The organism is Sphingosinicella sp., from assembly GCF_041916975.1.
In the GTDB taxonomy this organism is placed as follows: Bacteria; Pseudomonadota; Alphaproteobacteria; order Sphingomonadales; family Sphingomonadaceae; genus Sphingosinicella.
Genome location: NZ_JAYRYK010000001.1, coordinates 4066873 through 4093285, shown reverse-complemented (window position 1 = coordinate 4093285; position 26413 = coordinate 4066873). Strand labels below are relative to the sequence as shown.

Below are 26413 nucleotides of genomic sequence, written 5' to 3'. Positions count from 1 at the left end.
TCAGGCCGCCGCCTTGCGCGATTCCCGCTTGCGCTCGTGCGGATCGAGGAAGCGCTTGCGGATGCGGATCGACTTCGGCGTCACTTCAACGAGCTCGTCATCGTCGATGTAGGCGATCGCCTGCTCCAGCGTCATGCGCTTCGGCGGCGTCAGGCGGATGGCGTCGTCCTTGCCCGATGCGCGGAAGTTGGTGAGCTGCTTGGACTTAAGCGGGTTGACCTCCAGATCCTGCGGCTTCGCGTTCTCGCCGATCACCATGCCCTGATACAGAGGCTCGCCGGGCGAGATGAACAGGATGCCGCGGTCTTCCAGCGCGTTCAGCGCATAGGCGACCGCTTCGCCCTGCTCCATCGAGATCAGCACGCCGTTCTGGCGTCCCGAAATCTGCCCCTTGTGCGGGCCGTAGCTGTCGAACAGCCGGTTCATGATGCCCGTGCCGCGCGTGTCGGACAGGAATTCGCCGTGATAGCCGATAAGGCCACGCGACGGCGCGATGAAGGTCAGGCGCGTCTTGCCGCCGCCCGAAGGGCGCATGTCGGTCATCTCGCCTTTCCGGTGTGCCATCTTCTCAACGACCGTACCGGAATGCTCCTCGTCGACGTCGATCACGACCGTCTCATAGGGCTCCTCGCGGCCACCCGGGCCGTCGCGGAACAGCACGCGGGGGCGCGAGATGCCGAGTTCAAAGCCTTCGCGGCGCATCGTCTCGATAAGCACGCCCAGCTGAAGCTCGCCGCGGCCCGCCACTTCGAAGCTGTCCTTGTCGGCGCTCTCGGTCACGCGGATGGCGACGTTGCCCTCGGCTTCGCGCAGCAGACGGTCGCGGATCATGCGGCTCGTCACCTTGCTGCCTTCGCGGCCCGCGAACGGGCTGTCGTTGACGGCGAAGGTCATGGCGAGCGTCGGCGGGTCGATCGGCTGCGAATCGAGCGGCTCGGTTACCGTCGGTTCGGCGATCGTGTTGGCGACGGTTGCAGCGGAAAGCCCGGCGATGGCGACGATATCGCCCGCCTCGGCGGTTTCCACCGGCACGCGCTCAAGCCCGCGGAACGCGAAAACCTTGCTGGCGCGACCCTCTTCGACGACCTTGCCGGTGGCATCGAGCGCACGGATCGGCATGTTCGCCGAAAGCTTGCCGCTCGCGATGCGGCCCGTGAGGATACGGCCGAGGAAGTTGTCGCGGTCGAGCAGCGTCGCCAGCATCTTGAACGGCCCGTTCGCGTCGGTGTTCGGCGCGGGCACGTGTTCCACGATCCTCTGGAACAGCGGCGTCAGGTCGCCCGAGCGCACATCCGCCGAAAGCCCTGCGTAGCCGCCGCGGCCGCTGGCGAACAGCGCCGGGAAATCGAGCTGCTCGTCGCTCGCATCGAGCGCCATGAACAGTTCGAACACCTCGTCGAGCACTTCGTCGGCGCGCGCGTCGGACCGGTCCACCTTGTTGACGACGACAATCGGGCGAAGCCCGAGCGCCAGCGCCTTGCCGGTCACGAACTTGGTCTGCGGCATCGGGCCTTCTGCGGCGTCGACGAGCAGAATCACGCCGTCCACCATCGAGAGGATGCGCTCCACCTCGCCGCCGAAGTCGGCGTGCCCGGGCGTGTCGACGATGTTGATCCGCGTCGTCTCGCCGCCGTGCGCCCATTCCACGGACGTGCACTTGGCAAGAATGGTGATGCCGCGTTCTTTTTCGAGGTCGTTCGAATCCATCGCGCGTTCTTCGACGCGCTGGTTCTCGCGGAACGTGCCCGATTGGCGGAAAAGCTGGTCGACAAGAGTCGTCTTGCCGTGATCGACGTGGGCGATGATCGCCACGTTACGAAGTCCCATCGTAGGGGGTGTCTTTCAAATTCGAGATTAAAGTGTCGCGCGCGCCCTTACAGCACCTGCTGCATCGCAGCAAGGCACGAGGCTGTTTCCGCCCCAGATTTACCAATCTGAATGAAGCCGCCTAACGCTGCTTCGCCAGCCACACAGTGCGCCCGCCGCAGCCCGGATCCTCGTTGACCTGCGCGACCACATCGAAACCGGCGAGGTCAAGCAATTGGCGATACTCGGGTCCACCAAGGCTTGCGTGATAGAGATCCTCCCCTTCAAGCGTCCCTATCGCCTCGCCCGCCGCCGGACCGCTGGTAAACATCAGCATTGCCCCTGGCAAAGCGTGGGCACCGAAGACGGCGAACATATGCCGCTGGCCGTTGGACGGCAGATGGAAGAAGCTGTCCCACGCGATAAGACCCCGAAAGCGCCGCCCGAGCGAAAGGCATCGCATGTCGGCGACGATAGTTTCCGCATCGGGGCAGGCTTTCAGGAACATCTCGATCATCGCGTTGGAGCTGTCGACGCCCGTCACCTTGTGATGCCGAGCCCGCAAAAAGCGGGCGATCGGTTCACCCGAACCACAGCCCATGTCCAGAACAGGCGACGGAACGGAAAGCGCCGCCTCGAAACGCTCGAGCCATGCCATTTCCAGAACGGGCGCGGCCTTTCTTGCGGCTGTCCACGCAGCAGCGTGTCGCTCGTAGAGGCCAATGATGTTCGCCGCAGCGGGATTCATGCTGATTTTCTAAGGGTTTTCGCCTCGCTTTGCCAAGGTGCCGCACGTACCGGCTCTTGGCTTCTCGCGGTCCGGACGACTAAAGAGAAATCGAACGAACAGGAGGATCACCCGTGACCAACAGCCTGCACCCCGAAACGCTGGCGCTCCACGCCGGCTGGCGCGCGGACCCGACAACGGGTGCGGTGGCACCCCCCATCTATCAAACGACCTCGTACCAGTTCAAAAACACCGAGCACGCGGCGAACCTGTTCGCGCTCTCCGAGCTCGGCAACATCTACACGCGCATCATGAACCCCACGACGGACATCCTCGAGCAGCGGATCGCCGCACTCGAAGGCGGCGTCGCCGCGCTTGCCGTCGCGTCGGGCCAGGCGGCGTCGGCGTTCGCGATCCAGAACCTCGCGCGTGCGGGCGACAATGTTGTCAGCTCCACAGACCTTTACGGCGGGACGTGGAACCTGTTTGCGAACACGCTGAAGGATCAGGGCATCGAGGTGCGCTTCGTCGATCCGGCCGATCCGCAGGCCTTCGTGCGCGCCAGCGACGACCGTACCCGCGCGTGGTACGCGGAAACGCTGCCCAATCCGAAGCTGCGCGTGTTCCCGATCGGCGAGGTCGCCGCGCTCGGTCGCACGCTCGGCATCCCGCTCATCGTGGATAACACTGCTGCACCGCTGCTTGCGCGTCCGTTCGATCATGGCGCCGCGATCGTCGTCTATTCGGCGACGAAATACATCGGCGGCCACGGCACTTCGATCGGCGGGCTCATCGTCGATAGCGGCAATTTCGATTGGGAAGCGAACCCCGAACGCAGCCCCACGCTCAACACGCCCGACCCGAGCTATCACGGCGCGGTGTGGACGCAGGCGGTGAAGCCGCTCGGCCCCATCGCCTACATCCTGCGCGCCCGCACCGTACTGCTGCGCGATCTCGGCGCGGCGCTGTCGCCGATGAACGCGTTCCAGATCCTGCAGGGCCTCGAAACCCTGCCGCTCCGGATGCCGCGCCATTCGTCGAACACGCAGGCAGTCGTCGATTATCTCAAGAAACGGAAGGGGATAACCAAGGTTATTCACCCTTCGGCTCAGGACAGCGAAGCCCGCGCCCGCGCCGACAAGTATCTGAAAGGCGGCTACGGCGGCCTGCTCGGCTTCGAACTCGAGGGCGGCCGCGACGCCGGACGCGCGTTCATCGACAACCTCAAGTTGCTCTATCATGTCGCCAACATCGGCGACGCGCGCAGCCTCGCGATCCACCCGGCCTCGACGACGCACTCACAACTCTCGGAAGCCGACCAGATCGCCACCGGCGTCTCCCCCGGCTACGTGCGCCTCTCCATCGGCCTCGAACACATCGATGACATCATCGCCGATATCGAACAGGCACTGGTCGCAGCCGGCGCCTAGAGCAGCCGCGCCAGCAAGGCCCGGCTCGACGCATCGAACCCTTCGCCCGCGCTGCCGTCCAAGGCGGCGCGGGCCATCTCCTTGCCGAGTTCCACCCCCCACTGGTCGAACGGATTGATGCCGAGCAGTACCGCCGCGGCGAACGTGCGGTGCTCGTAAAACGCGATCAGCGCGCCAAGTGTGTGCGGATCCAGCGTTTCCAGCACGATCGCGCTCGAAGGCCGGTTGCCCTGAAACGTCTTCGCCGCCGCCAGCGCCATATCGCCGCCGCTCATCGCCAGCGCTTCCTCCGTCGTGCGTCCCCGCATCAGCGCCGCGCCCTGCGCCACCGCGTTCGCCAGAAGCTGCCGGTGGTGCGCCGCGCCGAGCCCATGCCCCGGCGTCTTCACCATCACGAATTCGGCCGGCACCACATGCGTCCCCTGATGCAGAAGCTGGAACACCGCGTGCTGCGCGTCCGTGCCCGTGCCGCCCCACGTGATCGCCGCGCTCGGGTGCGTCAGCGCCCTGCCCTCACGGTCCACACGCTTGCCGTTGCTCTCCATTTCGAGCTGCTGCAGGAACGGCGGCAGCAGCCTCAACCGCTCGTCATAGGCGAACACGCCGCGCGTCTCGGCGCCGAGGAACGCCGCGTAGAGCACGTCAACCATCGCCGCGAGCACCGGCGCATTCGTCACCACGGGCGCAGTTTCAAAATGCGTATCCATCGCCTGCGCACCCGCCAGCAGCGCCTCGAACGCCGCCCAGCCGAGCCCAAGCGCCGCCGTCACACCCACCGCCGACCATAGCGAGTAGCGCCCACCAACGCTTTCCGCGAAGCCGAGCACGTTCTCCCGCGCCACGCCCCACGCCACAGCTTTCTCCGGCGCGGCCGTCACGGCAACGAAGCGTGCCGCATTCCCGATCCAGTCCCGCGCGCTTTCGGCGTTGGTCATGGTCTCGACGGTCGTGAACGTCTTCGACACGACCACCACCAGCGTCCGTGCCGGGTCGCAGACGCGCATCGCACGCTCCAGCGCGACACCGTCGATGTTGGAGATCACGTGCGTGTCATAACGCAGACCCGCGCCGCCGAGCGCATCGACGAGCAGCGCCGGACCGAGCGCCGAGCCGCCGATGCCAATGTGGAGAATATGCCGGATCTCGCCGAACGCCCCGCGATGCACGCGTTCCACCAGCCGCTGCATCACGAGCCGCGCTTCCGCCGCTGCCGCAATCGCAGGCCCGCTGCCCGAGCCACGCTCCGCCGCGTGCGTCGCCGCGCGTGCCTCGCTCGGGTTCACGACCGCGCCGGAGAAGAGCGCGGCGCGGCGCGATTCGAAGCCCGATGCCGACAGCAAGCCTGCGAGCGCCGCCTCCACGGCCTGCGACAGATGCGTCTTCGAAAGGTCAAAATGGAGCCCGGCAACGTCCACCGAGAGCCGTCCCGCCCTGTCCGGCTCCGCCGCGAACAGCGCGCTTAGCGCGGGAAGTCCGGTGCTTGCCGTCTCCACCGCTCTCCAGGCCGTGCTCCGCTCGTCCATCCGCCCCCCGCTCCTTGCTTGACACCCCGGACCGGGGCCAATAGTGCCGCCCTGTGAGCGATCCCGAAACCGTAGACCCTTCTACCGAAGCCGCCCGCGCAGTCCATCAGGCGCGCGGTGAACAGATGCTCGGCTCGATGAAGGAAGGCCTCAGAACCATCGTCGGCGCGGTGCTGATCGCGCTGTTCCTACGCTCGTTCGGCTACGAACCCTTTAACATCCCGTCCGAATCGATGCTGCCGCGCCTGCTCGTCGGCGATTATCTGTTCGTCGCGAAATGGCCCTATGGCTACAGCCGCTATTCGTTCCCGATGGGCCCGCCGATCTTCGAAGGCCGCATCGCAGGCAGCGCGCCGGAGCGCGGCGATATCGCCGTGTTCAAGACGCCGAGCGACAACCGCACGGACTTCATCAAGCGCGTAATCGGCCTGCCGGGCGACATCGTCCAGATGCGCGGCGGCACGCTTTACCTGAACGGCGATGCCGTCCCCAAGCGCCGTGTCGCCGATTTCGTCGTGCCGCAGAGCCCGAACATGGCCTGCCTCAAGGGCGAGGTCTTCGTGGACCAGACCGGCGAGCGCATGTGCCGCTATATGCGCTTCGAAGAAACGCTGCCCGGCGGCCGCACCTATTTCGTGCTCGACAGCGACCCGATGAGCGCCGGCGACGACACCGCGCCGTTCGTGGTGCCCGAAGGCCATTATTTCATGATGGGCGACAACCGCGACAACAGCTCCGACAGCCGCTTCAGCTTCGCCGAGGGCGGCATCAGCTTCGTGCCCGCGGAAAATCTCGTCGGCCGCGCCGAGATCATGTTCTTCTCGACCGACGGCTCGGCAAACTGGTTCCTGCCGTGGACGTGGGTCTCGGCCGCGCGTTGGGAGCGCATCGGGCGGCTCTTCTGATGGAAAGCGCCGGTTGGGCACGAGAAGCGCTCGGCCACGAATTCGCCGATCCCAAGCTGCTTGAAACCGCGCTCACGCACGGCGGCGGGCGCAAACGCAACTACGAGCGGCTGGAATTCCTCGGCGACCGTGTGCTCGGCTGCGTCATCGCCGCGTGGCTCTATCAGCGCTTCGACGAGACGGAGGGCGAACTCGCCCGCCGCTTCGCCGCGCTCGTCGACAAGGGCACCTGCGCCGAGGTCGCGCGCGCCGTCGGCGTACCGCCGATGATCCGCATGGAAACCGCCGCGCGGCAGGCCGGCGTGCACCGTTCGGACAACGTGCTCGGCGACATCTGCGAGGCCTTGATCGGCGCGCTTTACGTCGATGGCGGCCTCCCCGCCGCCGAGGCTTTCATCCGGTCCACATGGGCGGAGCACCTCGATCGGCGTGCCACGGCACCGCGCGATCCGAAGTCCGCGCTGCAGGAATGGGCGCAGGCGAAACACCTCCCGATTCCCGCTTATGAGGTCGTCGGCCGTTCCGGCCCGGATCATGCGCCGAGTTTCCGCGTTCGTGTCACCGTCAGGGGCTATGCGCCGGCAGAGGCGGAAGGTTCCAGCAAACAGGAAGCGGAAAAGCAGGCGGCGATCGCGCTGCTTTCGCGGGAGACGGGTGCATGAGCGAGAAGACCTGTTGCGGCGTCGTTGCAGTGGTGGGCGCCCCCAATGCGGGCAAGTCCAGCCTCGTGAACGCGCTCGTCGGCCAGAAGGTCGCCATCGTCAGCCCCAAGGTGCAGACGACGCGCACACGCCTGATGGGCCTTGCGATCGAGGAGCAGACGCAGATCCTCCTCGTGGACACGCCCGGCATCTTTCAGCCCAAGCGCCGCCTTGATCGCGCGATGGTGCACGCCGCGTGGGAAGGCACCGCAGGCGCCGACATCGTGCTCCTTGTCATCGACGGTAAACGCGCGATCTCCGAAGAGACGAACGCGATCCTCGAAGTGCTCGCGAACCGGCCCGAGCCCAAGATGCTCGCCATCACCAAGGTCGATATCGCCGCGAAAGAGCGCCTGCTGCCCATCGCCGCCGAGGCGAACCGCCGTGTCGATTTCGCCGAAACGCTGATGGTGTCCAACGTCACCGGCGACGGCATCGACGATCTCCGCCGTACGCTCGCCGCCGCGCTCCCCGAAGGCCCGTGGCACTTCCCGGAAGATCAGGTCTCCAACATCACGACGCGGCTCCTCGCTGCAGAGATCACGCGCGAACAGCTCTACCGCCAGCTCCACGAGGAACTGCCCTACGCCTCCACCGTGGAAACCGAGCTGTGGGAGGAGCAGAAGAACGGCTCCGTGAAGATCCACCAGCAGATCCTCGTCCAGCGCGATACGCAGAAGGCCATCGTGCTCGGCAAAGGCGGCATCCGCATCCGCGCCATCGGCTCCGCCGCCCGCGCCGAGCTGGAAACCCTGCTCGACCGGCGCGTGCACCTGTTCCTGAACGTGAAAGTGAAGCCCGACTGGGCCGACGACCGCGAAACTTATCGCGACATGGGTCTCGGCTGGGTGGATTGAGGCATCCGCCTCCCTACTCGAACTCGCCCTTCGGCAGCGCCTCCACCTTCGCCCACACCGCCGCGACGTCCGGCACATCCAGCCCGAACACACCGCCGAGCGCCGCCGCGAGGTCGTCCGCGCTCGTCATCGCTTCGGTGCTCATGCCGCTCGCCGTCACCGTACGCCGCGTGCGGTTGACGATCGATTCGATGCGGCCGTCGAAATGGCGCATCACCACGAAATTGTTCCGGAACGGGGAGCCTTTATCCGCCATCAGCCATGCCTGCTGCGCGGCAAGCTGCGGCTCGTCCGCATAATCCGCCTTGAAGTCGAAGCTCGGCGCCGCGCCAAAGCGCTGGTTGCGGAAACGCAGCCAGCCGTCGTCCGCCGCCTCGATGCCGAAGTCGTGGTAGTCCTCGCTGTGATCGCCGATCGCGAGCGGGATCGGGCGGGCGGGCGCATCGCCAAGGCCGCCGTCCACCAGCCACGGCCGATCGAGGTCCACGCGCAGCGTCAGGTGGTTGCCCACCACCAGGTCGCCGAGTGCGGCGCGGTTCACGCCACCGCAAAGACGCGTCACCCGGTAGCCCGCCGCGGAAAGCGCCGCCCCCAGAAGCCCGTTCATCTCATAACACCAGCCGCCGCGCCGCCCGTCGATCATCTTGTCGAACGCCGCCGCCGGATCGATCGCGTTCGGCCAGCCCATGAACGCGTCGAGCACTTCCCACGTGAACGCGTGCACATGCCCGCGCTGGAAGGCGGCAAGCCGCTCGACATCGGGGGCGCCCTCGCGCGGCACACCGATACGCGCGCAGTAGCGGTCCATCTGTTCAGGTGTCAGTTCGGTCAGCACGCTTCAGGCCCCGCATATCCGTTTGACGCGCGTCTAGCGCCTCGGCGATGATCCGCCAATGCACCTTGATGCCGAAGCCCTTGTCTGCGCCGCCATTGCCCACGGCGAGAACGGCGCGGTCGTGCGCTTCCTCACGGCGGAGGCGGGACTCGTCGCCGCCTATGTGCCGGGTGGGCGTTCGCAGCGGCTGCGACCGGCGCTCGCACCCGGCACACGGGTACGCCTGCGCCTTGATGGGCGCACCGAAACGCAGCTTGCGCGCGCGGGCGTGGAGATCGTCCGCTCCCGCGCCGCACTCGCCTTCGATCCGCTGGCGCTGGCGCTCGTCGAGTGGCTCGCGGGCCTCGCCGCGACGCTGCTTCCCGAAGGCCACCCCTACCCGCGCGTCCACGAAACGCTCGAATCCGTGCTCGACCTCGCCGAGCTTCAGGACGATCCGCTCGTCACGCTCGCCGCGCTCGCGCGCTTCGAGCTGCTGCTGCTCGCGGAGCTGGGCTTCGGTCTCGACCTCTCCACGTGCGCCGCCACGGGGCAGACGGAAGACCTCGCCTTCGTTTCCCCGAAAACCGGCCGCGCGGTGAGCGCCGGTGCGGGCGCGCCCTATGCGGACCGCCTGTTCCGCCTGCCCGCGTTCATCACAAACGGCGGCACAGCCGATGCGGACGACGTCGCCGAAGCCCTCCGCATCGCCCGCCATTTTATCGAGCGCGACCTCCTCACCGCCCGCCGCGCGGCAAACCTCACCGCCGCGCGCGACCGGATCGAAGCGCGGCTGAAACGATAACGCATCAACGGCAGCGCGGCTGTTCCGCACGCCAAGGCGCGCGCCACTGGATCGTGCGCAGATGGCACATCGTGTCGACTACCGAAGCGACAATGCCCTCCACGAAGCCATAGAGGGCCGAGCGGTGCTCGGTCATCAGCCGCATCTCGAATTCATCACGCATGGCAATTCTCCGTATTCCAATGCGTGGAATGTGCCCGTGCGCTGCCGGCGAAGCCAACAAAACGATGGACGCCATCCATAAGCCATACTTATGATAGGCCAATGCGCCACCTCCCACCCCTCGCCGCAGTCCGCGCCTTCGAAGCCGCTGCACGTCACAGCCATTTTACGCGCGCAGCCGAGGAACTGGGCATGACGCAGGCTGCAGTCAGCTATCAGGTCCGCCTGCTCGAAGACCGCGTCGGTCATAAGCTCTTCTTCCGAACCGGCGGCGGCGTGAAGCTCACCGATGTCGGCGCGCGCATCGCCCCGCTGCTCTCGGGCGCCTTCGACACGATGGAGGAAGCGTTCCGCGCCGTGCGGCAGGAGACGGAGAGCGTTCTCACCATCTCCTGCACCGTCTCCTTCGCGTCGAACTGGCTCGCGCCCCGGCTCGGTGCGTTTCAGGTGACGCGACCGTCGCTCGCCGTGCGCCTGCAGAGCCAGAACCATATCGTCGATTTCGCGCGCGAGGATGTCGACGTCGCGGTGCGCGTCGGGCACGGCGAATGGCCGGGGCTCACCTCGCATTTCGTGATGCGCGACGCGCTCCGCGCCTTCGCAAGCCCCGCCTTCCTCGCCGCGCACCCGCCGATCGAGAGCGTCGACGACGTGCTCCGCCTGCCCCGCATCAGCGCAGGCGACGAATGGTGGTCGATCTGGCGCGGCTGCTTTGATGCCGCGCATATCGAGGATCGCCCCGCCCCCGGCCTGCGGCTCGATTCCCAGATCATGGAGGTGCAGGCGATCATGGCGGGGCACGGCATCGGCCTGCTCAATCCGCTGTTCTGGGCGCAGGATATCGCCGCCGGGCGGCTCGTCCCCGCCTTCGGGGAAACCGTGTTCGATCACCGCAGTTATTGGCTTGTCTATCCCGCGCACACCAGTGCGCGGCCCAAGGTGAAGGCGTTCCGCGAATGGCTTCTCGCGGAGGCCGCGCGCGAGGCGGCAAGCGATCCGTTCGGCAACTACGAGCGCCCCTGACGGAAGGCTCGCATCGCCCCGTCCGGCCTGCTATCGCCCTCCCATGACCGAACTTCTCGACCCTGAATCGAACATCATCGAAGCCCCGTTCGGTGACGCGCTCGCCGATCGCTATCTGGTCTATGCGCTCTCCACGATCACCGCGCGCTCGCTCCCGGATGTGCGCGACGGGTTGAAGCCCGTCCACCGCCGCCTCCTCTGGGCGATGCGGCTTCTGAAGCTTGATCCGGGTCAGGGTTACAAGAAGTGCGCGCGCGTCGTCGGCGACGTCATCGGTAAATACCATCCGCATGGCGACGTCGCCGTCTACGATGCGATGGTCCGCCTCGCGCAGAGCTTTTCGCTGCGCTACCCGCTTGTCGACGGCCAGGGCAATTTCGGCAACATCGACGGCGATAACGCCGCCGCCTACCGCTACACCGAGGCGCGGCTGACGCAGGTCGCCATCGATCTGATGGCGGGCCTCGACGAGGACGCCACCGACTTCCGCCCGACATACAACGGCGAGGATGAAGAGCCGGAGGTGATGCCCGGCCTGTTCCCGAACCTGCTCGCGAACGGTGCCAGCGGCATCGCCGTCGGCATGGCGACCTCGATTCCGCCGCACAACGCCGCCGAACTCATCGACGCCGCCGTACTCCTGATCGATCAGCCCGCCGCCGAACTCGATCAGCTTCTCGAACACGTGAAAGGCCCGGATTTCCCCACGGGCGCGCTCATCGTCGACAGCCCGGCGAGCATCCGCGAGGCCTACGCCACCGGCCGCGGCAGCTTCCGCGTGCGCGCGCGCTTTGCCGGGCATGAAGACCCCGCGACAGGCAAGTGGGTGGTGGAGCCCGAAAAGCTCTCCGGCGGCACGTGGCAGCTCGTCATCACCGAAATTCCCTACGGCGTGCAGAAAGGCAAGCTGATCGAGCAGATCGCGCAGCTCATCGCCGACAAGAAGCTGCCCATCCTCGAAGACGTGCGCGACGAAAGCGACGAAGCGATCCGCATCGTCATCGTGCCCAAGAGCCGCAACGTCGAGCCCGAGGTGCTGGTGGAAAGCCTCTACCGCCTCACCGAGCTTGAAACGCGCTTCTCGCTCAACCTCAACGTGCTCGATGCCGAACGCACGCCGCGCGTGATGAGCCTGAAAGACGTGCTCACGCAGTGGCTCACCCACCAGATCGGCGTGCTGCTGCGTCGCTCCCGCCACCGGCTGGCGAAGATCGACGACCGGCTGGAGCTGCTCGGCGGCTATCTGATCGCCTATCTCAATCTGGATCGTGTCATCGAGATCATCCGCACGGAGGATGAGCCGAAGGCCGTGATGATGGAAGAGTTCCAGCTCACAGACCGGCAGGCCGAAGCCATCCTCAACATGCGCCTCAGGAGCCTCCGCCGTCTTGAGGAAATGGAAATCCGCAAGGAACGCGACGACCTCGCCAAGGAACGCGAAGGCCTCGTCGCGCTGATCGACAGCCCGGCACGTCAGCGCACGCGCCTGAAGCGCGATCTCGCCGTGCTTCGCGAACGCTACGGCTTCGAAACCGTGCTCGGCGCACGCCGCACGCGGATCGAGGAAGCCTCGGCGACGCGCGAAATCCCGCTGGAAGCGATGATCGAGAAGGAACCGATCACCGTCGTCGTCTCGGCGAAGGGCTGGGCGCGCGCCATGAAAGGCCACCTCGACCTCAGCGATCCCGAGGCTTTCAAGTTCAAGGAGGGGGACGGCCCCGCCTTCGCCTTCCACGCGCAGACCACCGACAAGATCCTCATCGCCGCCGACAACGGTCGTTTCTACACCGTGGGCGCGGACAAGCTCCCCGGCGGCCGCGGTTTTGGCGAACCGCTCCGGCTGCTCGTCGATATCGAAGGCGACGCGACGATCGCCACCGTCCTCCCCGCGCGGCCCGAAATGCGCGTCCTGCTCGCGTCCAGCGACGGCCGCGGCTTCATCGCGGTGAACGAGGAACTGCTCGCCGAAACCCGCAAGGGCCGGCAGGTCGTCACGTTCAAGAAGGGCGCGCGGCTGCACAGCATACGGCCCATCGCGGCGACAGACGATCACCTCGCGCTCATCGGCGAGAACCGGAAGCTGCTCATCGTGCCGATTGGCGAAATCCCTGTGATGGCACGCGGTCAGGGCGTCGCGCTCCAGAAATACCGCGATGGCGGGCTTTCGGATGTCCTGCCCTTCCGCTTCGCGGACGGGCTTTCGTGGACGATGGGCGGCAAGGAAGGCCGAACCAGAACCGAAACGGACCTTGCCAACTGGCTCGGCTCACGCGCGCAGGTCGGCCGCCTGCCGCCAATGGGCTTCCCGCGCAATAACCGTTTCGACTAAGCATCGTGCGCAAAAGTGGGAACCGATTTTGCGCGAACGACGATGCGTCCACAAAGAGAGAGCAAGCTGCGTGATTCCGAAATCACGCCGCTTGCTCTAATACTTCCGCTTCGAAAGTTAACTTTATTTCGAAAGCATAACTGCGCTTTACGGCTCCTTAATTTCGTGCGTGCCATTCCCTTCAAAACCGGTGCCGGCCTTCGCGTGATCTGAGGCCGGGAAACCAGCCGGCCGAGTCGCAAGTGAAGGGAATGATGCAGTCGAAACGCGCGATCGAAGCGGCAGGTTCGACAGCAGTCCGCATCGGCGGGGCTGAACCCGCCGCCGCAGCCGCTGCCGAAGCGATGCTTCAGGGTGTCATCGACACACTCCCCGTTGGCGTCCTGATCTTCCAGGCCGGCCCCGATGGCCTTCCCGTGTGCCTGTCCTCCAATGCCACTTTCGAAAGCTGGGCGCGCTATCCGCACAATCAGCTTATCGGGCTCAGCCTGCCGCGCATCCGCCTCCTCAACGAAAACCCGCGCATCGGCGTCGCGGTGGAATCGCTGCTGCAAGACCCGCGCGGCGCCAAGCGCGAGATCGACTGGACGGTTTCGGAAAGCCCCCGCCAGCGCCATCTTTCCGCGCACATCTCGCCGCTGGCGCCGTCGGGCGACGCTCCGGCCCGCGCGGTCATCGCCGTGCGCGACCGCACGCCCGAGATTCAGGCCGAACGCAACCTCAAGCAGACCATGCTGAACGATGCGCTCACCGGCCTTCCCAACCGCGTGCTGTTCATCGAACAGCTCGAAGAAGCGCTCGAAAGCCGCATGAAGTCGCACCTCGCGGTCGCGGTCATCAATATCGATCGCTTCAAGCGCGTGAACGAAAACCTCGGCCACATCGTGGGCGACGAGCTGCTCGCGGCGATGGCGCGCCGCCTGCTGCCCTGCATCCGCGCCAACGATTGCCTCGCGCGCCTCTCGGGCGACGAGTTCGCGGTGCTGGTGAAGAACATCGATGCGCCCGAAGACACGATCCGCGTCGTCGAGCGCATTCAGAGCACGCTCAAGTCGCCGTTCGTCATCACCGGCGGCGAGTGTTTCGTCTCGGCAAGCATCGGCATCGCCACCACCTTCTCGTCACGCCGCTATTCCGAAGACCTGATCCGTGACGCCGATTTCGCGCTGCACACCGCGAAGTCGCGCGGACGCGGCGGCATCGCCATCTACCAGTCGAGCGCGCACAGCGTCGCGCGCGACATGTTCCGCATGGAAGCGGATCTTCGGAAGGCGATCGAGCGCCAGGAACTCGAACTCGCGTTCCAGCCTTACGTGAACCTCGCCGAAGGCCGCCTTGTCGGCTTCGAAGCACTCGCCCGCTGGAATCATCCCGAGCGCGGCATCATTTCGCCGTCCGATTTCATCCCCATCGCCGAGGATTCGGGGCTCATCGTCCCGCTCGGCCGCTGGGCGATCGAAACCGCCTGCAATCAGGTTGCCGATTGGCGCAGGCGCTGTCCCGGCGCCGCGGATCTCACGGTCGGCGTCAACGTCTCGGGCCTGCAGCTGGCGCAGGACGATATCGTCGGCGCGGTCGAGGCTGCGCTCGGCGCGTCCGGTATCCCGGGCAGCGCGCTCAAGGTCGAGCTTACCGAAAGCGCCATCGTCGAGAATCCGGAGCTGGCGCGGCAGATCTTCACCAAGCTGAAACAGCTCGATCTCAGCATCGCGATGGACGACTTCGGCACCGGCTACTCATCGCTCAGCTATCTTCAGCAGCTGCCCATCGACGTGCTCAAGATCGATCAGTCGTTCGTCGGCGGCATGATGAAGTCGGACGACAGCCACAAGATCGTCACCACGATCATCGCGCTCGCGCGCAATCTCGGCATGACGACCGTCGCGGAAGGTGTCGAGGAAGAGAGCCAGGCCGAGCGCCTGCGCGCACTCGGCTGCGACACTGCGCAGGGCTATTTCTTCGCGCGGCCGATGGCGGCCCATGAAGCCGAGCGGTTCATCGACAAGGGTGCCTGCTGCCCTTCACGCAAGCGCCGCGTCGAGCAGCGCACCGACGTGCACAGCGTCGCGCGGACATCCTGACGCCACCCAGTCGCGTTCGAAGCGTTGCAGGCGGCGGCTCACCTCCGGGCCGGGCGCAACACCGCGCGCGATGATATCCTTGCCGCTCACCGGCATTGCGGGACGCTCCCAGCCTTCCAGCGCCGTCCATGCCGCATGGCCTTCATCCCCCAGCAGCAGCAGCCGGTCCCGCGCCGTTTCCGCGCTGCTGAAATAGGCGGCTGTGCAAGGATCATCGGGCAGCGCCGGGTCGGGGAGGCCAAGCGCATCGAGCCGCGCCGTATCGCGCCGCGACAGCCGCAGCCGCGCGCCGAACGCCGTGCCCAGCCCCGCGCGCTGCGGCAGCAGCGCGGCGAAGCGCCGAACCGGATCGGGATCGGCACCCCACGCCGCCTCGCGCGCCGTGAGCGCCGCGAGGTTCGGAACCCGCTCCGCCACGATTTCCGGCAGCACCGGCTTCAGAATGCCGAGCGTCACCATCAGCCCGATCGTCTCCGCCACGCGTGGCAGCACGAGGATGCGGAACAGCTCGTCGCGGATGCGCTCGCGCGACAGCGCCATCAGATCGTTGGCGCGCGCCGCACACGCCGCAAGCCCCTCCGCGTCCGGTTCACCGCGCCCGAAGCGGCTGTGGAAGCGAAAAAAGCGCAGGATACGCAGATGATCCTCGGCAATGCGCTGCAGCGGCTCTCCAATGAAGCGCACGCGCCCCGCATCGAGATCGGCGAGCCCGCCGAACCAATCGTCGATCTCGCCGCCCGGAAGCCGCGCATAGAGCGCATTGATCGTGAAATCGCGCCGCGCGGCGTCTTCGCGCCAGTCGTCCGTATAGGCCACCGTCGCGCGCCGCCCGTCCGTGGAAACGTCACGGCGCAGCGTCGTCACCTCCATGATGAGGTCCGGCGTCACCGCCGTCACCGTGCCGTGCGCGATCCCCGTCGGCACCACCTGCACCCCCGCTGCTTCCAGTCGCTTCGTTACCTCTTGGGGAGAAAGCGCCGTCGCAAGGTCGACATCCGTCACCGGCAGCACAAGCAGCGCATCGCGCACCGCGCCGCCGACCAGCCGTGTCGTACCGTTCCCCGCATCGAGCGCGCTCAGTACGGCGCTGCCGCCCGGCGTCTCTGCCCATGCCTGCCGAGGAAGCCTCATTGCGTCAGGATCCGCGCGAGGTTCACGACCATCCCCGCCGTCGCGCCCCAGATGTCACCATCGCGCCACGGGATCACGTAGAAGGTGCGTTCACGCCCCTTCCATTCGCCCGTCCGCCGCTCGTGCTTCGAAGCATCGAGCACATAATCGAGCGGCACCTCGAACAGGCTCTCGACCTCCGCCTCGTGCGGCATCAGCGCAAGATCCGGGGGGATGATTCCCACCACGGGCGTCACGCGAAACCCCGTGCCCGTCGCATAGTCATCGATTGGGGCGATCACTTCCACGTGGGTCGGCGACAGCGCCGTCTCCTCCTCCGCCTCGCGCAGCGCCGCGCGCACCGCGTCCTCACCGGGGTCGAGCCGCCCGCCCGGAAATGCCACCTGTCCCGCATGACGACGCATGTTCGCATTGCGCTTGGTGAACAGCAGCGTCGGTTCGCGCCGCGCGATCACCGGCACGAGCACCGCCGCAGGCGTAAGCGCGCCGAGGAGCTCGGTATCGAAATTGTCGATGTCGTCGCCGAACTGCGGCAGATGGCCGGGGATGCGTTCATAGTGGCGCAGGCGCGCGCGAATCCAGTCGAGATCGGGGCTCATGCGGCGTCCATCAGCGGGAAGTATGCGCCTTCGCTCCACACGCCGGGCGGATCGCCGCCCTCGGCGATGGCGATCTCGGCGAGTTCATAATAAACGGGCCGCGCGATCCGCGCCTCCAGCCCACCGCGCACATGGAGGTACGGCGCACCATACCGCAGCGAAATTGCGTTCTCCGGCCCGGCGATCACCGGATCGCCGGTGCCCAGCGTGAAGCCGAGACGCCGCCCGTCCCCCTCCCCCTCGCTCCGCACCGCGACGGCGATGAACGCCGCGTCCTCAACCGCGATGTCGAGCTTCTCTGCAGGCGTCACCAGCACATGCCGCCCATCCGCCTCGCGGCGCAGGATCGTGGAGAACAGCCGCACCATCTCGGGCCGCGGGATCGGCGCATCCTGATGAAACCACGTCCCGTCCCGCGCGATCCGCATTTCGCTGTCTCCGGTGCGCTCCGGATGCCAGCTTTCGACCGGCGGCAGCCTCTGCGCGGCGACGGCCTGCGCGATTTCAGCAAGCGACGCCGGAAGGTCGAGGGTGGCACGTGTGTCGATCATGGCTTGCCACCCTTATCGCGCGCGGCGATGATTGTAACCCTGATCACCCGACGTATTAGAGTGCCGTGAACACTGAACCCAAGCCCCCTCTCGACGTCAAGCAGGCCGAAGCGCGCTTCGATGCGCTTGCCGCCAGCTTCGCAAGTGCCCGCGCCGAGATCGGCCGCACCATCATCGGGCAGGAGCGCGTCATCGATCTGGCGCTCGTTGCCCTGCTTGCGGGTGGCCACGCGCTCGTCGTCGGCCTGCCCGGCCTCGCGAAAACGCGCCTCGTGAAGACGCTCGGTACCGTGCTCGGCCTCGACACACGCCGCATCCAGTTCACGCCCGACCTCGTCCCGTCGGACATTCTCGGCGCCGAGGTGCTCGAACAGTCGCGCGAAGGCGACCGCGCGTTCCGCTTCATCGAAGGCCCGGTGTTCACGCAGTTGCTGATGGCGGACGAGATCAACCGCGCCAGCCCCCGCACCCAGTCCGCGCTGCTGGAGGCCATGCAGGAACGGCAGGTAAGCGTCGCGGGCGCCGCGCGGCCCCTGCCCCGCCCGTTCCACGTGCTCGCCACGCAGAACCCCATCGAGCAGGAAGGCACCTACCCGCTCCCCGAAGCCCAGCTCGATCGCTTCCTCCTGCAGATCGACATCGATTTTCCCGCGCTCGCCGACGAACGCGCCATCCTCGTCGCCACCACGGGCGCGGACGAGCCGGTGCCTGAACCCATACTCAAGGCCGCCGATCTCATCGAGGCACAGACGCTTCTCACGCACATGCCCGTGCCCGAAGGCGTCGTCGATGCGATCCTCCGCGCCGTGCGCGGCCTCCGCCCCGGCCCCGAAAACCCCGGCCTGATGTGGGGCCCGGGACCGCGCGGCGGACAGGCGCTGATCACGGCGGCGCGCGCCCGCGCCTTCCTGCAAGGCCGCGCCGTTCCGCTGCTGGAAGACGTCGCGGCGCTGCTCCAGCCCGCGCTCGGCCACCGCGTCCAGCTCGGCTTCGCAGCGCGCAGCGAAGGCCGCACCGTCGCCGAGCTCATCCGGACGATCGAATCCGGTCTGGAGTGAGCGGGCTCCTCGACGCCGAACGCATCGCGGCCATGCTCGGCCCGCTGCGCCTCACGCGCGCCCGCGCCCGCGCGGCGCGACAGGCGGGCGCACACCCCCGCCGTGCCGCCGGCCCGGGCTCGGAATTCTGGCAATACCGGATGCTGACCCCCGGCGAGGCGGCGGACAAGGTGGATTGGCGCCGATCGGGCCGCAGCGACGCGCTCTACGTGCGCGAACGCGAGCGTGAAGACCCCGTGCGCCTGTGGCTCTGGTCCGACGCGAGCGCCTCGATGGACTATGCCTCCGATGACGCTCTCCCGCGCAAGAAAACGCTCGCGGATACGCTCGTCGCCGCGCTCGGCCTCGCCGCGTACGAGGCGGGCGAGACGTGCTGCGCCCCGCCCGACCCGCGCCCCCTGCGCGGCGACGCCCTTCTTGCGCCGCACGGCCACAGCGACGCCCCCCTGCTCACGAACCCGGGCCCCGCCGACATCGTGCTCGCCGCCGGAGATTTCCTCAGCCCCGGCACGCTCGACTGGATTGCCGCCGCAGCGGCAGCAGGCGCGCAGGGCGTCGTCATCGCCGTCGCCGATCCCGCCGAGATCGCTTTCCCCTTCGCGGGCCGCGTGCATTTCGATGCGGTCGAACCCGGAGACCGCCCGTTCGAGGCGGGCCGCGCCGAGGCGCTCGCCGAGACCTACGCCACCGCGTGGACCGCGCACCGCGCCCGCATCGCCGCCGCCTGCGAGCGGCCCGGCTGGCTGCTCGTCGAAGCGGTAACAACCGACGATGCCGCCGCGCACGCCGCGCGCATCGCAAGCTGGCTGCGCGAGGGCGCCTGATGGGGGGCGCGTTCAGCTTCGCCGTGCCATGGCTGCTCGCCGCCGGGCTTGCGCTGCCGTTCCTCTGGTTCCTGCTGCGCCGCCTGCCGCCCGCCGTGCGCCGCGTGCGCCTGCCCTCGATCGTGCTGCTCGGAGACGCCGAGATCCCGCCGCCGCCCGCCGCGACGCCGCCGTGGTGGCTGGTGCTGCTGCGGATCGGCATCGTCGCGCTGCTCCTCGTCGGCCTTGCCGGGCCGGTCTGGAAGCCGACACCCGCGACAGCGCCGCCCGCCCGCCTCGCCATCGTGGTCGACAACGGCTGGTCTGCCGCCTCGCAGTGGGACCGGCTCGTCACCGCCGCCGCCGAGCGCATCGATACGCTTCCGGCAACGACGCGCTTCACGATCCTCCCCACCGCCTTCGATGGTCCGGCACCCACCGCGCACTGGGTCGACGCGCCGACGGCAAAGGCCCAGCTCGCCGCGCTCTCGCCGCTGCCGTGGTCGGGGGACCGCGCGCGCCGGGCCGCCGCGCTGCCGGAGGACGCCGCGTTCCTCTGGGTGTCGGACGGCGTGGAGGATGCGGGCGCCCCCGTGCTCCGCCGTGCACTGGCAGGGGGCGAACTTCTTGCGGTGCCGCCCGCCGAACCCGCCATCCGCATCGCCGGACGCACCAACGACGGCTGGAGCGGACAGGTGATCGCCCCCTCCGGCCTCCCCTCAGCCGCGCTCGCCTTCCGCAGCCGACGCGGCCAGACGCTCTCCAGCGAGCCGCTCCCGTTCGAAGGCGACGTCGCGACCTTCCGCGTTCGTCTCGACGCCGCCGAGCGCGCGGACGTGAGCCGCCTCACCGTCGGCGGTAGCGCGCAGGCGATCTACCTTGCGGACGGCAGCGCGGCGCGTCCGCGCGTCGTCGTCATCGACGGCCCGTCGAACGCCCCGCCGCTCGAATCGGGTGGATACTACGTGCGCCGTGCGCTCGAACCGCACGCCGAAATCAAAACCGCCACGCTCGCCACCGCCGCCGAAGACCCGGCGACGCTGTTCGTGCTCACCGACGTCGCCGCCGAGCCCGCGCAGGCGAAACCGCTGCTGGAACGCGTTGAAAAAGGCGCCGTCGTCATCCTCTTTGCCGGGCCGCGCATCGCCGAAAACGGCAGCGCGCTCTCGCCCGTACCCTTGCGCGCGGGCGCACGCGCGCTTGGAGGCGTGCTCTCGTGGCAGCAGCCACAGGCGATCGGCGGCTTCGAAGCCGCCGGGCCGCTCGCGGGCCTGCCGGTGCCCGAAGAAGCCCGCATCTCCCGCCAGCTTCTCGCCGCGTCGGATGCTGACGCGATGCGCTGGGCATGGCTTGCCGATGGCACGCCGATGGTGAGCGCAGCGCGGCGCGGCGCGGGGCTCCTCATCCTCGTCCACACCGCCGCCGATCCCTCGTGGTCCACGCTCCCCCTGAGCGGCCTCTTCGAAGCGATGTTGCGCCGCCTGCTGCCGCTCGGCACAAACCCGGCCTCGATCGACATCGCGGGCGCGAAGCCGTGGGTGCTCGAACGGATGCTCGGCGCGCGCGGCGAATGGCAGGAACCGGCGCAGCCCGTCACGATTCCCGCCGCCGCTTTTGACGCCGCCGTGGCAAGCGCGGCCTCGCCGCCCGGTCTCTATCGCAGCGGTGACGCACGCCGGGTCATCAACCTCGCGGGCGCGCTCGGCCCCGCTTTCCGCTTCGCGCCCATCGGCACACAGGGCCTTCGCCCCGCCGCCGAAGCCGCGCCGCCGGTCGATATCGGCGCATGGCTGATTCTCGCCGCCGTGCTGCTCGCGCTTGTCGACATCCTCGTCGCGCTTCGCCTGCGCGGCGCGCTTGCGCCGGTCGCGGCCGCGCTGCTCTTCGTGCTGACGCCAAGGCCCGCCGAGGCCGCCGATCTCCAGCTCGCCTATGTGCGCACCGGCAGCGCCGCCGCAGACGCAGGCGTCGCGCGCGGCCTCGAAACGCTCGGGCAAACGCTCACACGCCGCACCTCCGTCTCGCCCGCCAAACCTGCCGCCGTCGATCCCGCGCGCGATCCGCTCGGCGCCTATCCTGTGCTGTATTGGCCCGCCGGACAGGTACGCTCCATGTCTCCCGCAACCGCGCTGCGCCTGCGCGCCTACATCGCCGCCGGCGGCCTCGTGCTCTTCGATTTCGGGCGTCCGCTCGGCGCGGGCAGCGGCGCACGCGATCTGCTCGAACCGCTCGGCCTGCCCGCGCTCAGCGAGGTCGGCAGCGAGCACGTGCTCTCGCGCAGCTTCTATTTGCTCCACACCTACGCGGGCGGCGCCGTCTGGACCGAAGCGGGCACCGACGGCGGAGATGGCCGCGTGTCCGGCGTCGTCATCGGTGGGGGAGGCTGGGCCTCGCTCTGGTCGGGCGACCGCGCGGTCAGCCCGTCGCAGCGCGAGCAGGCGCTGCGCTTCGGCGTCAATCTCGTCATCTATGCGCTCACCGGCACCTACAAGGCCGATCAGGTCCACACGCGCGCGCTGCTTGAACGCATGGGTGAAAAGCCGCGATGACGGAGCGCGCCATCAGCTTTGCGCCGCTGCTGCCGTGGTGGGGTGTCGCGCTTGTCGGCATAATGTTCGCCGCCGGGCTCGTGGTCATCCTGTGGCGCGCACCGCGCCTGTTCTGGCCGCGCGCGCTCATCGCCGCGATCCTCATGCTCCTGCTCGCAGGCCCCGTGTGGCTTCAGGAGCGCCGCGCCGTGCGACCCGATGTGGCCGTCGCCGTCGTCGACCGGTCTGCCAGCATGGGCATCGGAAATCGCACGCGCGAAGCCGATAATGCTCTCGCCGCGCTGCGCCGCGCGTCGCCCGGCGTCGAGTGGCGCGTCGTCACCGTGCCGCAGGCGCCCGGCGAGCCGACCCGCCTTGCCACCGCCATAGAGCGCGCCGCGTCAGACGCCCCCGCCGGGCGGCTCGCGGGCGTCGTCGTGCTCAGCGACGGCATTTCGGCGGATGCGCCCGATCCGCGCCTGCTCCCCGCGGGTGTCCCGCTGCACCACCTGATCGCGGGCGATCCCGAAACGCCCGACCGCCGCCTCATCGTCGAGCGCGTGCCGAGCTACAGCGTCGTCGGCCAGCCCGCCGAGGTCGTGATCCGCATCGACGACGGCCCGAACGCGCCGCGCAGCACCGCGACCCTCACGCAGTCGATTGCCGGTGGCCGCACCACCGAACGCGATGTGCCGACGGGCGAACCGGTGCGACTCTCCGTCCCCGTCACTCGGCGCGGCGCCATCGAGATGGCGCTTTCGGTTGCGCCGCTTGCGGGCGGAGAGGCCACGCTTGTCAACAACCGGGCGCTCGTGCGGCTGAACGGCGTCACCGATCGGCTGCGTGTACTGCTCGTCTCGGGCGTGCCTTACCCCGGGGGCCGCGTATGGCGGGACATTCTCAAGAGCGATTCCAACATCGATCTCGTGCACTTCACGATCCTGCGCCTGCCGACCAGTTTCGACACGACGCCGCCCGACGAGATGTCGCTGATCCCCTTCCCGGTCGAGGAGCTGTTCGAGCAGCATCTCGGCGACTTCGATCTCATCATCTTCGACCGTTTCAGCCTCTCGGAGCTGCTTTCGCCGATCTATTTCCAGGATCTCGGCGCGCGCGTGAAAGACGGGGGCGGACTGCTCGTCGTCACGGGTGAGGAATTCGCGTCCGAAGGCGGTCTCGGCAACACCGACCTCGCGCCCGTGCTCCCCGCGCGTACCGCCGGGCCAGGCATCGCCACACCCTTCCGCCCGCTGCTCACCCCCACGGGCCGCCGTCATCCCGTCACCGCCGAGCTTCCGAAGATCTGGGGCGGCGATGCGTGGGGCCGCTGGGGTTCGCAGAGCGACATGACGCCGACCTCCGGTGAGGTGCTGATGTCGGGCGCCGGGGAGAAGCCGCTCGTCATCCTCGACCGTGTCGGGCGCGGGCGTGTCGGTCTCATCGCCTCCACCAATGTCTGGTGGTGGTCGCGCGGCGTCGACGGCGCCGGGCCGCACGCGGAGCTTCTGCGCCGCATCGCGCACTGGCTGATGCAGGAGCCAGATCTCGACGAGAACCGCCTCGAAGCCTCCGCCACGGCGCGTCGCATCGACATCACCGCGCACGGCCTCACCCCGCCCGAAGCCGCGATCCTCACCGATCCCGCCGACAACGATCGCGGCATCCCGCTCGAACCGCGCGGCGAGGGCGTCACCGGCGCGAGCGTCACGGTCGGCGCGGACGGGCTCTACCGCGTCGCGGCAGGCGACCGCATCCGCTACGTCCTCGCAGGCGACAGCGCCGAATTCGCCGAAGTCCGCCCCCGCGAAGCCCCCCTCGCCACCCCGGTCAAAGCCTCAGGCGGCGGCAGCTACTGGCTACAGGACGGCGTGCCCAAGGTTCGCCGCATCGCCCCAACCGATACGGCTGCGGGCCCCGGCTGGCTCGGCCTCATCGAGAACCGCACCGGCTCACTCGTCGCGGTCGACGAGAAGCCCCTCATCATGCCGCCGCTGGCGCTACTGCTCGCCGCGAGCCTTTTTGTGCTGGCGTGGTGGCGCGAACGGCGCTGAGCGCCTTGGCGGGCCGAAGCGTGCCCGCCGTGTTCTCTTCCACCCCCCGCGCAAGCAGCCGGTGCCGCTCCACCGGACCCGGCACCACCCAGTCCCCCGTCGCCTCCGCCGAAAAGCCGAAACGGCCATAATATTCAGCGTCTCCGATCAGCACGATCGCGCTCCGCCCCATCGCATCCGCTGCCGCGATGGCGGTCTCCATGAGCGCAGCGCCAATGCCCGTGCCCTGCAGGCTCTTCGCCACCGCGACCGGCCCGAGCAGCGTCAACGCGTGCACGCCAGTCTCCGTCGCCAGTTCGATCGGCCAGAGCTGGATCGACCCCACAAGCTCGCCAGCCGCATTCAGCGCCACAAAGCTGAGACCCTCCACCGCGCGCACGCCGTCGCGCAGGCGATAGGCGGTGCGGCCGTGCCGGTCGGAGCCGAAAACGTCGTCGAGAAGCGTTTCAATGGCAGCGCCGTACCGGGCGCTGGCGGGCACGATCATCATGTGCGGAACTTTCAAGCATTCGAGTGACAGGAGGATGAAGAATGGCCACGCGCCATCCGCGCCGCTCTTTCGCGGCGTCTATCCTCGTCGTAGTCCTCGAACCTCGAACGTCATTGCGCGGGAACCCTGTTCCTTGTTGCGGCTAGCGCGCATAGACGAGAACGTGGCCTCGTGCAATCAGGTTTACGAAACAGGGGAATCGACCATGAAGCTCTACGGCATGAACCGCGCGCCCAATCCGCGCCGCGTTACCATCTTCCTCGCCGAAAAAGGCATCCCGATCGAGATCGAGGAGGTGAACGTCGCCGAGGGCGGGAACCGCACGCCCGAATATCTCGCCGTCAACCCGCGCGGCCTCATCCCGGCGCTTGTGCTGGATGACGGCACGGTGATCGACGAATCGATCGCCATCTGCCGCTACTTCGAAACGCTGCACCCCGAGCCGAACCTGATGGGCCGCGATGCGAAGGAAGCCGCCGTCGTCGAATGCTGGCAGCGCCGCATCGAGTTCGACGGGTTGGCGACCATCGCCTCCGTCTATCGCAATACGCAGCCGCTGTTCGCAAACCGTGCGCAGCCCGGCGGCGGACCGGACACGGCACAAATCGCCGAGCTTGCCGAACGCGGGCGACTGCTGCTCCCCGGCTTCTTCACGATGCTCAACGAACGCCTCGGCGGAAGCCCCTACGTCGCCGGCGATCGCTACACGATCGCCGACATCACCGCGACCGTCGCCATCGACTTCGCCCGCTGGATCAAGGTGCGCATCCCCGAGGATCACGCCAACACACTGCGCTGGCACGCCGAGGTCACGGACCGCCCGAGCTACGCGGCGGGATAGCAGAAACGAAAAAGGCCGGAGCACGAACGCTCCGGCCTTTCGAAAGTTCTCTGAAACCAAACCTTAGTGCAGGCGCCGGTCCAGTTCGCTGATCGCGGCGTCGGTGAGCTTGGTCTTCGTCGCCTTGTCGGTCGTGTCGGCGATGATGCGCGATGCTGCGGCGGTTGCGAGCGTTGCAGCACGGGCGCGGAGTTCGGCTTCGGCGGCGCGCTCGGCGGCGCCGATCTTCGCCTCGGCCATCGCCGTGCGGCGCGCGACCATCGTTTCGGCGCTCTTCTGCGCGGCGACGGTGATCTGCTCGGCTTCCTGCTTCGCGTGCGCGATGATCGCCGCGGCATCCTTTTCGCCCTGCGCCTCGCGCGCCTTCGCTTCGGCGAGAAGCTTTTCGGCTTCCTCGCGCAGCGTCTTCGCCTCGGCGAGCTGCGCCTTCACCAGCGCGATGCGGGCATCGAGGCCCTGCGCGATCAGCTTCGGCGCCTTCATCACGAAGATCGCGAGAAGGAAGAAGATCGTGATGCTGACGTAGACCCAGCCTTCGGCATCGAGCCCTAGCATCACCGGATGCTCGTCGTGCGCGGCCTCGTGGGCAACGGTCGCGGTCATCTGATCGACCTCGCCCGCGCTCGGCGGCACATCGACTGGGGTCACATCACCGGCGGGAACTTGCATAGCGACTTCCTACGACAGGCTCGCGGCGACCGCGGCCCTGGCTTCCAGTTCGCCGGGACGAACGCCGGTCAGGCGCTCGACGACATCGGCCGCCGCTTCGCTCGCCGCAGTCTCGATCTCGCCGAGAGCCTTGGCGCGCGCATCGGAAATGCGGGCTTCCGCCGATGCGAGACGCGCATTCAGTTCGGCATCAAGCGAGGCGAGCTTGGCTTCGTTTTCGCGAACCGTAACCGCCTTCGCGTCCGACACGACACTCGTCGCGGCATCGCGGGATTTGGCAAGCACCGCATTATAGGCCTCGCCCGTATTCGCGGCGGCCGTGTGTGCCACTTCCGCCGCCGACAGATCGGCCGCGATGATGCTGGCCCGTTCGTCGACGACCTTGCCGATCTTCGGCAGCGTCAGGCGGACGACGCCGAAGTAAAGGATGGCGAATGCGATCGCCAACCAGAACATCTGCGGCAGAAAATTTGACGGGTCGAATTGTGGCATGACTTACCCCGATGCGAATCCGGCTGAGTGATCAAAA

The 26413-nt window shown here is 67.9% G+C and carries 24 protein-coding genes; 13 read left to right on the top strand and 11 right to left on the bottom strand.

The features are described 5' to 3' along the window. Positions 1-1827 carry a translational GTPase TypA gene (typA, locus tag ACE3TJ_RS19205; protein ID WP_374599102.1) on the bottom strand — a complete coding sequence of 609 codons (1827 nt, stop codon included), beginning with the start codon at positions 1825-1827 and terminating at the stop codon, positions 1-3. Positions 1828-1948: 121 nt separating this feature from the next. Further along, positions 1949-2554 (bottom strand): trans-aconitate 2-methyltransferase, encoded by a 606-nt coding sequence (locus ACE3TJ_RS19200; protein WP_374599100.1) that lies wholly within the window; start codon positions 2552-2554, stop codon positions 1949-1951. 113 nt (positions 2555-2667) lie between these two features. Between ACE3TJ_RS19200 and ACE3TJ_RS19195 the strand changes: the two genes are divergently transcribed. Then, entirely contained in the window at positions 2668-3963 is a 1296-nt protein-coding gene (locus ACE3TJ_RS19195; RefSeq protein ID WP_374599098.1) for an O-acetylhomoserine aminocarboxypropyltransferase/cysteine synthase family protein, read from the top strand. On the opposite strand, the gene pgi is transcribed toward ACE3TJ_RS19195, so the two are convergent. After that, positions 3960-5486, bottom strand: a complete 1527-nt coding sequence (gene pgi, locus ACE3TJ_RS19190; RefSeq protein ID WP_374599096.1) for a glucose-6-phosphate isomerase — start codon at positions 5484-5486, stop codon at positions 3960-3962. The two genes, ACE3TJ_RS19195 and pgi, sit on opposite strands and share 4 nt — an antisense overlap. A gap of 137 nt (positions 5487-5623) precedes the next feature. On the opposite strand from pgi, the gene lepB reads away from it, so the two are divergent. Genes lepB through era form a run of 3 tightly spaced genes read left to right on the top strand, consistent with a single transcriptional unit; the run spans position 5624 to position 7949 of the window. Beyond that, a complete protein-coding gene (gene lepB, locus ACE3TJ_RS19185; protein ID WP_374599466.1) occupies positions 5624-6391 on the top strand; it encodes a signal peptidase I in 768 nt (255 codons plus the stop codon). Then, positions 6391-7053, top strand: a complete 663-nt coding sequence (gene rnc / locus ACE3TJ_RS19180) for a ribonuclease III (RefSeq protein ID WP_374599094.1) — start codon at positions 6391-6393, stop codon at positions 7051-7053. The genes lepB and rnc overlap by 1 nt, the downstream gene beginning before the upstream one ends. Beyond that, positions 7050-7949 carry a GTPase Era gene (era, locus tag ACE3TJ_RS19175; RefSeq protein WP_374599092.1) on the top strand — a complete coding sequence of 300 codons (900 nt, stop codon included), beginning with the start codon at positions 7050-7052 and terminating at the stop codon, positions 7947-7949. The genes rnc and era overlap by 4 nt, the downstream gene beginning before the upstream one ends. A 13-nt stretch (positions 7950-7962) precedes the next feature. Here the strand turns inward: era and ACE3TJ_RS19170 are convergent, their stop codons facing one another. Further along, positions 7963-8784, bottom strand: a complete 822-nt coding sequence (locus tag ACE3TJ_RS19170; protein WP_374599090.1) for an arylamine N-acetyltransferase — start codon at positions 8782-8784, stop codon at positions 7963-7965. Positions 8785-8842: 58 nt separating this feature from the next. Between ACE3TJ_RS19170 and recO the strand changes: the two genes are divergently transcribed. Then, positions 8843-9568, top strand: coding sequence for a DNA repair protein RecO (gene recO / locus ACE3TJ_RS19165; RefSeq protein ID WP_374599088.1), 726 nt, complete (start codon positions 8843-8845; stop codon positions 9566-9568). 4 nt (positions 9569-9572) lie between these two features. On the opposite strand, the gene ACE3TJ_RS19160 is transcribed toward recO, so the two are convergent. Further along, positions 9573-9731 carry a hypothetical protein gene (locus ACE3TJ_RS19160; RefSeq protein ID WP_374599086.1) on the bottom strand — a complete coding sequence of 53 codons (159 nt, stop codon included), beginning with the start codon at positions 9729-9731 and terminating at the stop codon, positions 9573-9575. Positions 9732-9832: 101 nt separating this feature from the next. Here ACE3TJ_RS19160 and ACE3TJ_RS19155 point away from each other — a divergent pair, with 101 nt between their 5' ends. The 3 genes from ACE3TJ_RS19155 to ACE3TJ_RS19145 all read left to right on the top strand — a co-directional run bounded on the left by ACE3TJ_RS19155 (position 9833) and on the right by ACE3TJ_RS19145 (position 15163). After that, a complete protein-coding gene (locus tag ACE3TJ_RS19155; RefSeq protein WP_374599084.1) occupies positions 9833-10753 on the top strand; it encodes a LysR substrate-binding domain-containing protein in 921 nt (306 codons plus the stop codon). A gap of 43 nt (positions 10754-10796) precedes the next feature. Next, on the top strand, positions 10797-13082 hold the full coding sequence (gene parC / locus ACE3TJ_RS19150; RefSeq protein ID WP_374599082.1) for a DNA topoisomerase IV subunit A: 2286 nt from the start codon (positions 10797-10799) through the stop codon (positions 13080-13082). A gap of 254 nt (positions 13083-13336) precedes the next feature. Further along, on the top strand, positions 13337-15163 hold the full coding sequence (locus tag ACE3TJ_RS19145; protein ID WP_374599080.1) for a putative bifunctional diguanylate cyclase/phosphodiesterase: 1827 nt from the start codon (positions 13337-13339) through the stop codon (positions 15161-15163). Here ACE3TJ_RS19145 and ACE3TJ_RS19140 read toward each other — a convergent pair. From ACE3TJ_RS19140 to ACE3TJ_RS19130, 3 genes are read right to left on the bottom strand one after another with little or no spacing between them, the layout of a single operon-like run. Beyond that, entirely contained in the window at positions 15104-16294 is a 1191-nt protein-coding gene (locus ACE3TJ_RS19140; protein WP_374599078.1) for a CCA tRNA nucleotidyltransferase, read from the bottom strand. The genes ACE3TJ_RS19145 and ACE3TJ_RS19140 overlap by 60 nt on opposite strands. Next, positions 16291-16893: a CoA pyrophosphatase gene (locus ACE3TJ_RS19135; RefSeq protein ID WP_374599076.1), complete on the bottom strand. Its 603-nt coding sequence runs from the start codon at positions 16891-16893 to the stop codon at positions 16291-16293. Before ACE3TJ_RS19135 ends, ACE3TJ_RS19140 begins: the two co-directional genes overlap by 4 nt. After that, positions 16890-17444 carry a DUF1285 domain-containing protein gene (locus ACE3TJ_RS19130; RefSeq protein ID WP_374599074.1) on the bottom strand — a complete coding sequence of 185 codons (555 nt, stop codon included), beginning with the start codon at positions 17442-17444 and terminating at the stop codon, positions 16890-16892. The genes ACE3TJ_RS19135 and ACE3TJ_RS19130 overlap by 4 nt, the downstream gene beginning before the upstream one ends. A gap of 65 nt (positions 17445-17509) precedes the next feature. Between ACE3TJ_RS19130 and ACE3TJ_RS19125 the strand changes: the two genes are divergently transcribed. From ACE3TJ_RS19125 to ACE3TJ_RS19110, 4 genes are read left to right on the top strand one after another with little or no spacing between them, the layout of a single operon-like run. After that, positions 17510-18502 (top strand): AAA family ATPase, encoded by a 993-nt coding sequence (locus ACE3TJ_RS19125; protein ID WP_374599072.1) that lies wholly within the window; start codon positions 17510-17512, stop codon positions 18500-18502. Then, positions 18499-19326: a DUF58 domain-containing protein gene (locus ACE3TJ_RS19120; RefSeq protein ID WP_374599070.1), complete on the top strand. Its 828-nt coding sequence runs from the start codon at positions 18499-18501 to the stop codon at positions 19324-19326. The genes ACE3TJ_RS19125 and ACE3TJ_RS19120 overlap by 4 nt, the downstream gene beginning before the upstream one ends. Next, positions 19326-21854: a DUF4159 domain-containing protein gene (locus ACE3TJ_RS19115; protein WP_374599068.1), complete on the top strand. Its 2529-nt coding sequence runs from the start codon at positions 19326-19328 to the stop codon at positions 21852-21854. The genes ACE3TJ_RS19120 and ACE3TJ_RS19115 overlap by 1 nt, the downstream gene beginning before the upstream one ends. Next, positions 21851-23884, top strand: coding sequence for a hypothetical protein (locus ACE3TJ_RS19110; RefSeq protein WP_374599066.1), 2034 nt, complete (start codon positions 21851-21853; stop codon positions 23882-23884). Before ACE3TJ_RS19115 ends, ACE3TJ_RS19110 begins: the two co-directional genes overlap by 4 nt. Here the strand turns inward: ACE3TJ_RS19110 and ACE3TJ_RS19105 are convergent. Beyond that, positions 23814-24374, bottom strand: a complete 561-nt coding sequence (locus ACE3TJ_RS19105) for a GNAT family N-acetyltransferase (RefSeq protein WP_374599064.1) — start codon at positions 24372-24374, stop codon at positions 23814-23816. The genes ACE3TJ_RS19110 and ACE3TJ_RS19105 overlap by 71 nt on opposite strands. 205 nt (positions 24375-24579) lie before the next feature. On the opposite strand from ACE3TJ_RS19105, the gene ACE3TJ_RS19100 reads away from it, so the two are divergent. After that, complete coding sequence (locus ACE3TJ_RS19100; RefSeq protein ID WP_374599062.1) at positions 24580-25215, top strand: glutathione S-transferase family protein; 636 nt, start codon at positions 24580-24582, stop codon at positions 25213-25215. A 63-nt stretch (positions 25216-25278) separates the two neighbouring features. On the opposite strand, the gene ACE3TJ_RS19095 is transcribed toward ACE3TJ_RS19100, so the two are convergent. Continuing rightward, on the bottom strand, positions 25279-25884 hold the full coding sequence (locus ACE3TJ_RS19095) for a hypothetical protein (protein WP_374599060.1): 606 nt from the start codon (positions 25882-25884) through the stop codon (positions 25279-25281). Positions 25885-25893: 9 nt separating this feature from the next. Next, complete coding sequence (locus ACE3TJ_RS19090) at positions 25894-26376, bottom strand: ATPase (protein WP_374599058.1); 483 nt, start codon at positions 26374-26376, stop codon at positions 25894-25896. Positions 26377-26413: the final 37 nt, after the last annotated feature.

Excerpts from the sequence above, each read along its gene's own strand:
- pgi (WP_374599096.1), bottom strand. The coding sequence starts at position 5,486 with ATGGACGAGCGGAGCACGGCCTGGAGAGCGGTGGAGACGGCAAGCACC.
- ACE3TJ_RS19155 (WP_374599084.1), top strand. The coding sequence starts at position 9,833 with ATGCGCCACCTCCCACCCCTCGCCGCAGTCCGCGCCTTCGAAGCCGCT.
- ACE3TJ_RS19160 (WP_374599086.1), bottom strand. The coding sequence starts at position 9,731 with ATGCGTGATGAATTCGAGATGCGGCTGATGACCGAGCACCGCTCGGCC.
- era (WP_374599092.1), top strand. The coding sequence starts at position 7,050 with ATGAGCGAGAAGACCTGTTGCGGCGTCGTTGCAGTGGTGGGCGCCCCC.
- ACE3TJ_RS19105 (WP_374599064.1), bottom strand. The coding sequence starts at position 24,374 with ATGATGATCGTGCCCGCCAGCGCCCGGTACGGCGCTGCCATTGAAACG.
- recO (WP_374599088.1), top strand. The coding sequence starts at position 8,843 with ATGCACCTTGATGCCGAAGCCCTTGTCTGCGCCGCCATTGCCCACGGC.
- ACE3TJ_RS19200 (WP_374599100.1), bottom strand. The coding sequence starts at position 2,554 with ATGAATCCCGCTGCGGCGAACATCATTGGCCTCTACGAGCGACACGCT.
- ACE3TJ_RS19100 (WP_374599062.1), top strand. The coding sequence starts at position 24,580 with ATGAAGCTCTACGGCATGAACCGCGCGCCCAATCCGCGCCGCGTTACC.
- ACE3TJ_RS19145 (WP_374599080.1), top strand. The coding sequence starts at position 13,337 with ATGCAGTCGAAACGCGCGATCGAAGCGGCAGGTTCGACAGCAGTCCGC.
- ACE3TJ_RS19115 (WP_374599068.1), top strand. The coding sequence starts at position 19,326 with ATGGGGGGCGCGTTCAGCTTCGCCGTGCCATGGCTGCTCGCCGCCGGG.
- ACE3TJ_RS19135 (WP_374599076.1), bottom strand. The coding sequence starts at position 16,893 with ATGAGCCCCGATCTCGACTGGATTCGCGCGCGCCTGCGCCACTATGAA.
- lepB (WP_374599466.1), top strand. The coding sequence starts at position 5,624 with ATGAAGGAAGGCCTCAGAACCATCGTCGGCGCGGTGCTGATCGCGCTG.
- ACE3TJ_RS19110 (WP_374599066.1), top strand. The coding sequence starts at position 21,851 with ATGACGGAGCGCGCCATCAGCTTTGCGCCGCTGCTGCCGTGGTGGGGT.
- ACE3TJ_RS19090 (WP_374599058.1), bottom strand. The coding sequence starts at position 26,376 with ATGCCACAATTCGACCCGTCAAATTTTCTGCCGCAGATGTTCTGGTTG.
- ACE3TJ_RS19130 (WP_374599074.1), bottom strand. The coding sequence starts at position 17,444 with ATGATCGACACACGTGCCACCCTCGACCTTCCGGCGTCGCTTGCTGAA.
- ACE3TJ_RS19140 (WP_374599078.1), bottom strand. The coding sequence starts at position 16,294 with ATGAGGCTTCCTCGGCAGGCATGGGCAGAGACGCCGGGCGGCAGCGCC.
- typA (WP_374599102.1), bottom strand. The coding sequence starts at position 1,827 with ATGGGACTTCGTAACGTGGCGATCATCGCCCACGTCGATCACGGCAAG.
- parC (WP_374599082.1), top strand. The coding sequence starts at position 10,797 with ATGACCGAACTTCTCGACCCTGAATCGAACATCATCGAAGCCCCGTTC.
- ACE3TJ_RS19095 (WP_374599060.1), bottom strand. The coding sequence starts at position 25,884 with ATGCAAGTTCCCGCCGGTGATGTGACCCCAGTCGATGTGCCGCCGAGC.
- rnc (WP_374599094.1), top strand. The coding sequence starts at position 6,391 with ATGGAAAGCGCCGGTTGGGCACGAGAAGCGCTCGGCCACGAATTCGCC.